General features: G+C 58.4%; 11 protein-coding genes. 8 read left to right on the top strand and 3 right to left on the bottom strand.

Translation table 11 applies throughout. The features are described 5' to 3' along the window. The 8 genes from E0F99_RS27275 to E0F99_RS27240 form a co-directional block, all read left to right on the top strand. The coding region (locus E0F99_RS27275; RefSeq protein WP_242626939.1) for a Gfo/Idh/MocA family protein at positions 1–599 on the top strand (599 nt) is incomplete at its 5' end. Between the two features lie 128 nt (positions 600–727). Then, positions 728–907 carry a hypothetical protein gene (locus E0F99_RS30730; RefSeq protein ID WP_083358074.1) on the top strand — a complete coding sequence of 60 codons (180 nt, stop codon included), beginning with the start codon at positions 728–730 and terminating at the stop codon, positions 905–907. 48 nt (positions 908–955) lie between these two features. Beyond that, entirely contained in the window at positions 956–1,891 is a 936-nt protein-coding gene (locus tag E0F99_RS27265; RefSeq protein WP_083358075.1) for a sugar ABC transporter substrate-binding protein, read from the top strand. Positions 1,892–1,954: 63 nt separating this feature from the next. Continuing rightward, positions 1,955–3,508 (top strand): sugar ABC transporter ATP-binding protein, encoded by a 1,554-nt coding sequence (locus tag E0F99_RS27260; protein ID WP_130909039.1) that lies wholly within the window; start codon positions 1,955–1,957, stop codon positions 3,506–3,508. A gap of 58 nt (positions 3,509–3,566) precedes the next feature. Then, entirely contained in the window at positions 3,567–4,589 is a 1,023-nt protein-coding gene (locus E0F99_RS27255; protein ID WP_083358077.1) for an ABC transporter permease, read from the top strand. Between the two features lie 413 nt (positions 4,590–5,002). Beyond that, positions 5,003–5,407 (top strand): TraR/DksA family transcriptional regulator, encoded by a 405-nt coding sequence (locus E0F99_RS27250; protein WP_010564800.1) that lies wholly within the window; start codon positions 5,003–5,005, stop codon positions 5,405–5,407. A 96-nt stretch (positions 5,408–5,503) separates the two neighbouring features. Next, on the top strand, positions 5,504–7,186 hold the full coding sequence (locus tag E0F99_RS27245; protein WP_407020850.1) for a methyl-accepting chemotaxis protein: 1,683 nt from the start codon (positions 5,504–5,506) through the stop codon (positions 7,184–7,186). Positions 7,187–7,301: 115 nt separating this feature from the next. Beyond that, complete coding sequence (locus E0F99_RS27240) at positions 7,302–7,505, top strand: hypothetical protein (RefSeq protein ID WP_083358079.1); 204 nt, start codon at positions 7,302–7,304, stop codon at positions 7,503–7,505. 1 nt (position 7,506) lies between these two features. On the opposite strand, the gene E0F99_RS27235 is transcribed toward E0F99_RS27240, so the two are convergent. From E0F99_RS27235 to E0F99_RS30330, 3 genes are all read right to left on the bottom strand, one after another. Then, positions 7,507–7,743 carry a DUF2789 domain-containing protein gene (locus E0F99_RS27235; protein ID WP_083358080.1) on the bottom strand — a complete coding sequence of 79 codons (237 nt, stop codon included), beginning with the start codon at positions 7,741–7,743 and terminating at the stop codon, positions 7,507–7,509. Positions 7,744–7,816: 73 nt separating this feature from the next. Further along, entirely contained in the window at positions 7,817–8,047 is a 231-nt protein-coding gene (locus E0F99_RS27230) for a hypothetical protein (RefSeq protein ID WP_083358081.1), read from the bottom strand. A gap of 111 nt (positions 8,048–8,158) precedes the next feature. Further along, positions 8,159–8,417, bottom strand: a 259-nt coding sequence (locus tag E0F99_RS30330) for a hypothetical protein (protein ID WP_242626938.1), incomplete at its 5' end; no start/stop codon positions are given.

Here is an 8,417-nt window from a genome sequence, read left to right as displayed (position 1 = left end):
CCCGCTTTGAATCGCGTGTTGAGCGCTTCAGCCCGCACGCCGTGGGTAATGCCAGTGGCGGCGGCTGGCTGCGTGACCTTGGCAGCCACTTGGTTGACCAGGCGATGCAGTTGTTCGGCCCGGTGGACCGGGTGTTCGCGCAATTACAATTCAGCCCGGAACACCCGAGCCTCGACCACGGTTTTTTTGTCTCGCTGACCCACGCCAACGGCGTGATTTCGCACCTGTGGGGCAGTGCGCTGCAAAACAGCCAGGCCCCGCGTTTTCGCGTCAGTGGCACCTTGGGTTGTTACACCGTGGACGGTCTGGATGGCCAGGAGGACGCGCTGATAGCCGGCAAATCGCCGAAAACCGAAGGCGAGCATTGGGGCGCGGAAGAGCATCGGCGCTGGGGTTGGTTTGAACAAGGCGCGGAGCGCGAACGTGTGCCATCGGAAAAAGGCTGCTGGACGCAGTTCTATCAGCAGTTGCAACGTGCCGTGCAAGGGCAGGGACCGCTGCCGGTCAACGCCTATGACGCACTGGAAACCACCCGTATATTGGACGCCGCACGCCTTAGTAACGAGCGGCAACAGGTGGTTTCGACAAAAATAGAATAAAATTCTAAAACAGGTTGATATGGAAATTATTTTCTAATAAAGTCTTTTCCAGGTTGCAAAAAGTACGCTTCGGGCTTGATCCAGGCGACTCAACAAAAACAAGATCAAAAACAACCAGGTACCGTCAGATGAAAATCTTCCACGCTGTACTGCGAGTTTTACGCCCCTCCAAAGCGCCACGCGGTCTGCCCCGCGCCCGGCCGTTCTATTTCTCCTTCCTTAATGTGCTTTGCGTCGAAAACAAAGGCGCCCTGGTGTGCTGCATCCCGGGGGCACCGATCGTTCGACTGCCGACACCTTCGCTCTGAAAAACGCAACGTCCACAAAACCAACAAGAAATTGGAGACAGACCGTTCATGAAGACCCCGATCCGTTTCACCGCGCTGGCCTTGTCCATGCTGCTCGCCAGCGGTTTTGCCTCAGCTGCCGATATCAAAGTGGGCGTGACCATGTCCGCCTTCGATGACACCTTCCTGACCTACCTGCGTGAAGACATGGACAAGCAAGCCCAGTCCTATCCCAAGGGCGACGGCGTGCAATTGCAGTTTGAAGACGCCCGCGCTGACGTGGTCAAGCAACTGAGCCAGGTCGAGAACTTTATCAGCCAGAAAGTCGACGCGATTATCGTCAACCCGGTGGATACCGCCTCGACCAAGAACATCATCAGTGCGGCGACCAAGGCCGGCATCCCGCTGGTGTTCGTCAACCGCCGTCTCGACCAGAAAGACTTGCCTAAAAATGTGGTGGCGGTGACGTCCGATGACGTCGAGGCCGGTCGCCTGCAGATGCAATACATCGCCGACAAGCTCGGTGGCAAAGGCAAGATCGTGATCCTGCTGGGTGACTTGGCGAACAACTCCACCACCAACCGCACCAAGGGCGTGAAAGAAGTCCTGGCCAAATACCCGGGCATCACCATCGAACAGGAGCAGACCGGTACCTGGCTGCGTGACCGGGGCATGACGCTGGTTAACGACTGGATGACCCAAGGCCGTGAGTTCAATGCAGTGTTGGCCAACAACGATGAGATGGCCATCGGTGCGTCCATGGCCTTGAAGTCGGCCGGCACCAAGCCCGGCACTGTGTTGATCGCCGGGGTCGACGGTACGCCGGACGGCTTGAACGCGATCACCAAGGGTGATATGGCCGCGTCGGCGTTCCAGGATGCCAAAGGGCAGGCAGTCGGCTCGGTGGAAGCCGCGCGCAAGATGGCGAAGCACGAGCCGGTCGAGCAGAACGTGATTATCCCGTTCAAGCTGATCACCCCGGACAACGTCAAAGATTTCAAGTAGCCCTTCATAACAACAATAAGCGGGCGGGGCGGCCACGGTCGCCCTGCTGATGGAGTACCCGATATGCTTGCTCAAGCGGTTGTCTCGCAGCCTCCCGGTATCCAGCCGCCGTCGCTGGAAGCACCCTACCTGCTGGAAATCCTCAACATCAGCAAAGGCTTTCCAGGCGTCGTGGCTCTGGCCGATGTGCAACTGCGCGTACGCCCCGGTTCCGTGCTGGCGCTGATGGGCGAGAACGGTGCGGGTAAATCAACGCTGATGAAGATCATCGCTGGCATCTACCAGCCTGACGCCGGGGAAATTCGCCTGCGCGGCAAGCCGATTGTGTTTGAAACGCCGCTGGCGGCGCAAAAGGCGGGGATCGCAATGATCCACCAGGAACTCAACCTGATGCCGCACATGAGCATCGCCGAAAATATCTGGATCGGCCGCGAGCAGCTCAACAGCCTGCACATGGTCAACCACCGTGAAATGCACCGCTGCACGGCTGAGTTGCTGGCGCGCTTGCGCATCAACCTGGACCCTGAAGAACACGTCGGCAACCTGAGCATCGCCGAACGGCAGATGGTCGAGATTGCCAAGGCAGTGTCTTACGACTCCGACATCCTGATCATGGATGAACCGACTTCGGCTATTACCGATAAGGAAGTGGCGCACCTGTTTTCGATCATTGCCGACCTCAAGTCCCAAGGCAAAGGCATCGTCTACATCACCCACAAAATGAACGAAGTGTTCGCCATCGCCGATGAAGTGGCGGTGTTCCGTGACGGCCAGTACATCGGTTTGCAACGCGCCGACAGCATGAACAGCGACAGCCTGATCTCGATGATGGTTGGCCGTGAACTGAGCCAGCTGTTCCCGGTGCGCGAGACGCCCGTCGGCGAGTTGCTGCTGTCGGTGCGCGACCTGCGCCTGGATGGCGTGTTCAAGGACGTGTCCTTTGACCTGCACGCCGGTGAGATCCTTGGCATTGCCGGGTTGATGGGCTCGGGGCGCACCAATGTGGCCGAAACCATTTTCGGCATCACCCCAAGCTCTGGCGGGCAGATCACTCTCGACGGCAAGCCGGTGCGCATCAGCGACCCGCACATGGCCATCGAGAAAGGGTTTGCGCTGCTGACCGAGGATCGCAAGCTCAGCGGCCTGTTCCCGTGCCTGTCGGTACTGGAGAACATGGAAATGGCGGTGCTGCCGCATTATTCGGGCAACGGCTTTATCCAGCAAAGAGCCCTGCGCGCCCTGTGCGAGGACATGTGCAAGAAACTGCGGGTGAAAACTCCGTCACTGGAGCAATGCATCGACACCTTGTCCGGTGGTAACCAGCAAAAAGCCCTGCTGGCGCGCTGGCTGATGACCAACCCACGCCTGCTGATTCTCGATGAGCCGACCCGTGGCATCGACGTCGGCGCCAAGGCTGAGATCTATCGCTTGATCTCCTTCCTCGCCAGCGAAGGCATGGCGGTGATCATGATTTCCTCCGAGCTGCCCGAAGTGCTGGGCATGAGCGACCGGGTGATGGTGATGCACGAGGGCGAACTGATGGGCACCCTGGACCGCGCGGATGCGACCCAGGAAAAAGTCATGCATCTGGCCTCCGGGTTGACCGTAGTCCACTGACGAACAGCAGCATAGGCCTGCGGTTGGCCTGTGCCACAGAATAAGAAGGTGATTGGCAATGAACGCAATAACAGACAACAAGCCTGCCACGGCACCGGTCAAGCACCGCAGGCGCTTACCCACCGAACTGAGCATCTTCCTGGTGCTGATCGGCATCGGCCTGGTGTTTGAGCTGTTCGGCTGGATCGTGCGCGACCAGAGTTTCCTGATGAACGCCCAGCGCCTGGTGCTGATGATCCTGCAAGTGTCGATTATCGGCCTGCTGGCGATTGGTGTGACCCAGGTGATCATTACCACGGGCATCGACCTGTCGTCGGGCTCTGTACTGGCGTTATCGGCGATGATCGCCGCGAGTCTAGCGCAGACTTCCGATTTTTCCAGGGCGGTGTTTCCCAGCCTGACGGATTTGCCGGTGTGGATTCCGGTGGCGATGGGCCTCGGGGTCGGGCTGCTGGCGGGGGCGATCAACGGCAGCATTATCGCGGTGACCGGTATTCCGCCGTTTATCGCAACCTTGGGCATGATGGTCTCGGCCCGTGGCCTGGCGCGTTACTACACCGAAGGCCAGCCAGTAAGTATGCTCTCGGATTCCTACACCGCCATCGGTCATGGCGCGATGCCGGTGATCATCTTCCTGGTGGTGGCGGTGATCTTCCATATCGCCCTGCGCTACACCAAGTACGGTAAATACACCTACGCCATCGGCGGCAATATGCAGGCGGCGCGCACGTCGGGCATCAACGTCAAGCGCCACTTGATCATCGTCTATAGCATTGCCGGGTTGCTGGCTGGTTTGGCGGGTGTGGTCGCCTCGGCACGGGCTGCGACCGGCCAGGCCGGCATGGGCATGTCCTATGAGCTGGATGCGATCGCTGCGGCTGTTATCGGCGGCACCAGCCTGGCGGGCGGAGTAGGGCGCATCACTGGCACGGTGATCGGCGCGTTGATCCTCGGCGTGATGGCCAGCGGGTTTACCTTTGTTGGCGTGGATGCGTACATCCAGGACATCATCAAGGGCCTGATCATCGTGATCGCGGTGGTGATCGACCAGTATCGCAATAAGCGCAAACTCAAACGTTAAGCCTGGCGCAGAGCAAAAATGTGGGCAGGGGGCTTGCTCTCGATAGCGGCGGATCAGCTAAAAGATTTATTAACTGAACCGCTGCCATCGGGAGCAAGCCCCCCCCACATTTGAAATTCGCCAATGAGTTCTAACCGTTTGTCTTCTATATAGCTCCATAAGACTGAATTTCTTGCTATAAACGCACTCCGATGACCATTCGCCAAGCCCGTCCTGGTGCCTTTGGGGGTTAATTGGGAAAAAATGCCTGTCATTTCAGTTGCTGAGCCCTCAAGTCGGCCTTAGACTGCCGCCCCTCGTAAATTGAGTGCCGGGTGGCGCTTGAAATGGACGGCGCCTTTGCGAGGCCTGCAACGGTCTGCCGGAACGCTCCCTTATTCGCCTTAATGCACGTATTTTTTATAGAGAAATCAATGACAAAGGAAAAGTTGCTGGCCATGCCGGCGGATGACTACATGAATGCCGAACAGCACGCTTTTTTTGAGCAGTTGCTGCAAGACATGAAAGTGGAACACCACGAGCGCATTGAACAGAACCGCATCGCTATTGAAAGCCTGGATACACCGGCTGACCCGGCTGATGCTGCTTCTGTCGAAGAAGAGCGCACTTGGTTGGTCAATGCCATCGATCGCGACCAGCGTATGCTGCCGCAGCTTGAGCGCGCACTGGAACGCATCAAGGAAGATTCTTTTGGTTGGTGCGACGACAGCGGTGAGCCTATCGGCCTCAAGCGCCTGCTGATCAGCCCGACCACCAAGTACTGCATCGAAGCGCAAGAGCGCCACGAGCAGATCGACAAGCACCAGCGTCAAGCCTGATGTGCTGAAGTTGGGCGTTGTGCATGCAGCGCCCAAGAGAAATACCGGTTACGCCCACGTCTATTGATCTGCTGCAAGCTCCCCCACTAAAGGCCGATGGATAATGGCCCGATAGTGGCGTTTAATGCAGACACAATAACGACAAGCAGTGGGGTAACGACGATGGCTGGAGACGGATCTCTGATGGGTGCAGCAGCGCCACCGCAAACGGTGGTGCGCGTGCTGCCCGGCTGGTTGACGCCGCTCCTGCAGAGCACCGCCTTGGTGTTGGTACTGCTGGGCCTGGCGTTTGCCGGCTTGCCGATTTACCTGTGCGTGCCACTGGCTTTGCTGGTGATCTGGCTGCCTCGTCTGAAAACTCAAAAGCCAGTGCTCACGCCGTCCGCCGCGTCCGATGCGATCGGTGAACTGACGCGCGATCTCTCCTACACCACCAGTCATAACGCGCTTTCTGCTGCCGGCGTGGCCTATTCGGTCAAGCAACTGGCGGCGCGTTTGCAGTCGCAGTTAAGTGCGGCCAAGCAAATCGTCAGCAGCGCCGAAGTCATGATTGGCACCGAAAAGGTCACCTCGCAGCTCAGCCGCCAAGCCCTGAGCGCGGCCAGCCAGGCGCACCAACGCAGCACCGAAGGGCGCGAGGTGTTGGCACAGTCAATAACCGGCATGCACAAGCTCAGCCAGCGCGCGAATGCCAGCCGTGAGTTGATCGAGGCGTTGAGCCAGCGCAGCGAGGAAATCCAGCGCGTGACCCTGGTGATTCAATCCATCGCCAGCCAGACCAACCTGCTTGCATTGAACGCCGCTATTGAAGCGGCACGTGCAGGTGAGCACGGGCGCGGGTTTGCCGTGGTTGCCGATGAAGTGCGCGGCCTGGCCGGACGTACGGCTACGGCGACCGATGAGGTCGGGGTGATGGTCGCCGATATCCAGCAGCGCACGGCGCAGGTCGTGGAGCAGATTCGCCAGTTGTCGGCGGACTTGCACACCGGCGTCGAACAGGTGGAACACGCCGGGGAGCAACTGGAGAGTATCGCCAGCCTGGCCGCGGATGTGGAAGGGCAGGTCAACGAAATCGCCCAGGGCACCGACACCAACCGCGCGCAACTCGACAGCCTGTTCCATGCAGTGGAGCAGATGCGCAGCGACTTGGCCGTGAGCGATCAGCAAACCCGCCAACTGGCCGAAGCCGCCGTACAAATGGAAGGGCAGGCCGAAACCATCAGCGAACGCTTGGCCGAGGTGGGACTGGACGACTACCACCAGCGCATCTATGACTTGGCCCGCGAAGGCGCAAACCGCATCGCCGAACAGTTCGAGGCCGATGTACGGCAAAGCCGTATCAGCCTGGAGGACTTGTTCGACCGTAGCTACACCGCGATCCCGAAAACCAGCCCGAGCAAATATCACACGCGGTTTGACGGCTACACCGATCAGGTATTACCAGCGATTCAGGAAGCGTTGTTACCGCGCCATGAAGGGCTGGTGTTTGCCATTGCCTGCACTCCTCAGGGCTATGTGCCGACGCACAACAAAGCTTTTTCTCATGCCCTCACCGGCGATGCGAAGATCGACGCGGTGCAGAACCGCACCAAGCGCAAGTTCGACGACCGTACCGGCATTCGTTGCGGCAGCCATCAACAAGCGGTGCTATTGCAGACCTACACCCGAGACACCGGTGAGTTGATGCACGACTTGTCAGTCCCGATTATGGTCAATGGTCGGCATTGGGGTGGTTTACGCTTGGGTTATAAGCCGCAGGGGGCAAAGCCTGCGCGGTAGGGATTGTTGCTGTTTGTGCAACAGAGCTATTCCGGGGATAGCTTTTTCCAGCGGGTAGAAAACCGTAGCATGGCCCATATTGTTAGCCAGCTAACTAATGCTGCGGAGAAGCGCTATGCAAAACAAAGTCGATGTTGCCGTGATGATCGGCAGTGGCGTCCCCGAAACCCTGCGTGCCCTGGGCCAGAAAGCTTGCTGGGTTGTGCTGCTCAATGGCGAGCAGCGCGGCACGGCGTTCGCCAGCCGCGATGAAGCGCAGGAATGCAGAGCGGCCTGGCAGGCGCTGTTGCGGCTGGAGCAGTCAGACAGCGTGCATTGAGTTATTGAGGTTGATGCAGGCGTTGGTTCAACTCGTCCACGGCAATCGCCCATTCGGCATCGTCGCGCAATTCTTCTTTAAGAAACGCCGCCTGTTGCGGCGTCCAAAAAGGTGCGTCGATCAACTTCACATCCTCAGTCAGCGGGTGCGCGTCGATGAATGCGTCGATTGCTTGGGGCGTTGAATCCAGGCCAAGTTGTTCAAACAGGGTTTCAAGAGTGGGGATTGGCGCGTCCATTTTTCGTTCTCCATGCAAGGTGATGGTCGTTGTGCATGTGAGGCGCAGGAAGCGGTAGAGTTCTATCGGATTGTCAGGAATTAAGTGCGCCTGAATCCACAGCGGTTTTCAGCGCCTTGGCGGCATCCTTTGCTGCCATTGCAGCGGCGTCGGCAGTTTTGAACCAGCGATCTTTTTCCACCTGGTGCGTTGTCACTTTAGTCAGCGGTGGTTTAGCCCGCATGATGATCACCGCTTGAAACTCACCGTCTACTTCCCTTGCATCGCCATGGATGAAAAATTCGCCAATATCAAATTCCGTCACGTATAGCCTTCCCTTCAAGGTAACCGCACTGATGAAACCTGACCCCGCATGGGGCAAACTTCAATGGACGGGCGAGTATGGCAGTTGTTGAGGGGCGGCGGCGCAGTAAAGTCATTCAGATGACGAAACGATCCCGCCGTGTACGGTGTGCAGGCTGGCTTCGAGCTTTTTGGCCAACTCACAGGCCCGAGTGTGGTTGCTGCGAAAGCCTCGGATCCGGCCGCTGGTGACTTCCAGGATATGGAAGAAATTCCGCCCGGCAGGTACAACTTGGTAAAGAACGGAATTGGAGTACCCGTTGGGGCCAGGCAAGCAGTAGTATTGGCGCTCGTCTTGGCATGATGAACGAGTGCGCGAAGACGTAGCGTGG

The organism is Pseudomonas antarctica, from assembly GCF_900624995.1.
GTDB lineage: Bacteria > Pseudomonadota > Gammaproteobacteria > Pseudomonadales > Pseudomonadaceae > Aquipseudomonas > Aquipseudomonas antarctica.
This window is presented reverse-complemented; position numbering and strand designations above follow the sequence as displayed.

What these genes read in the sequence shown, in the direction of transcription:
- E0F99_RS30730 (WP_083358074.1), top strand. Translation starts at nt 728, where the DNA reads ATGAAAATCTTCCACGCTGTACTGCGAGTTTTACGCCCCTCCAAAGCG.
- E0F99_RS27265 (WP_083358075.1), top strand. Translation starts at nt 956, where the DNA reads ATGAAGACCCCGATCCGTTTCACCGCGCTGGCCTTGTCCATGCTGCTC.
- E0F99_RS27260 (WP_130909039.1), top strand. Translation starts at nt 1,955, where the DNA reads ATGCTTGCTCAAGCGGTTGTCTCGCAGCCTCCCGGTATCCAGCCGCCG.
- E0F99_RS27255 (WP_083358077.1), top strand. Translation starts at nt 3,567, where the DNA reads ATGAACGCAATAACAGACAACAAGCCTGCCACGGCACCGGTCAAGCAC.
- E0F99_RS27250 (WP_010564800.1), top strand. Translation starts at nt 5,003, where the DNA reads ATGACAAAGGAAAAGTTGCTGGCCATGCCGGCGGATGACTACATGAAT.
- E0F99_RS27245 (WP_407020850.1), top strand. Translation starts at nt 5,504, where the DNA reads ATGGATAATGGCCCGATAGTGGCGTTTAATGCAGACACAATAACGACA.
- E0F99_RS27240 (WP_083358079.1), top strand. Translation starts at nt 7,302, where the DNA reads ATGCAAAACAAAGTCGATGTTGCCGTGATGATCGGCAGTGGCGTCCCC.
- E0F99_RS27235 (WP_083358080.1), bottom strand. Translation starts at nt 7,743, where the DNA reads ATGGACGCGCCAATCCCCACTCTTGAAACCCTGTTTGAACAACTTGGC.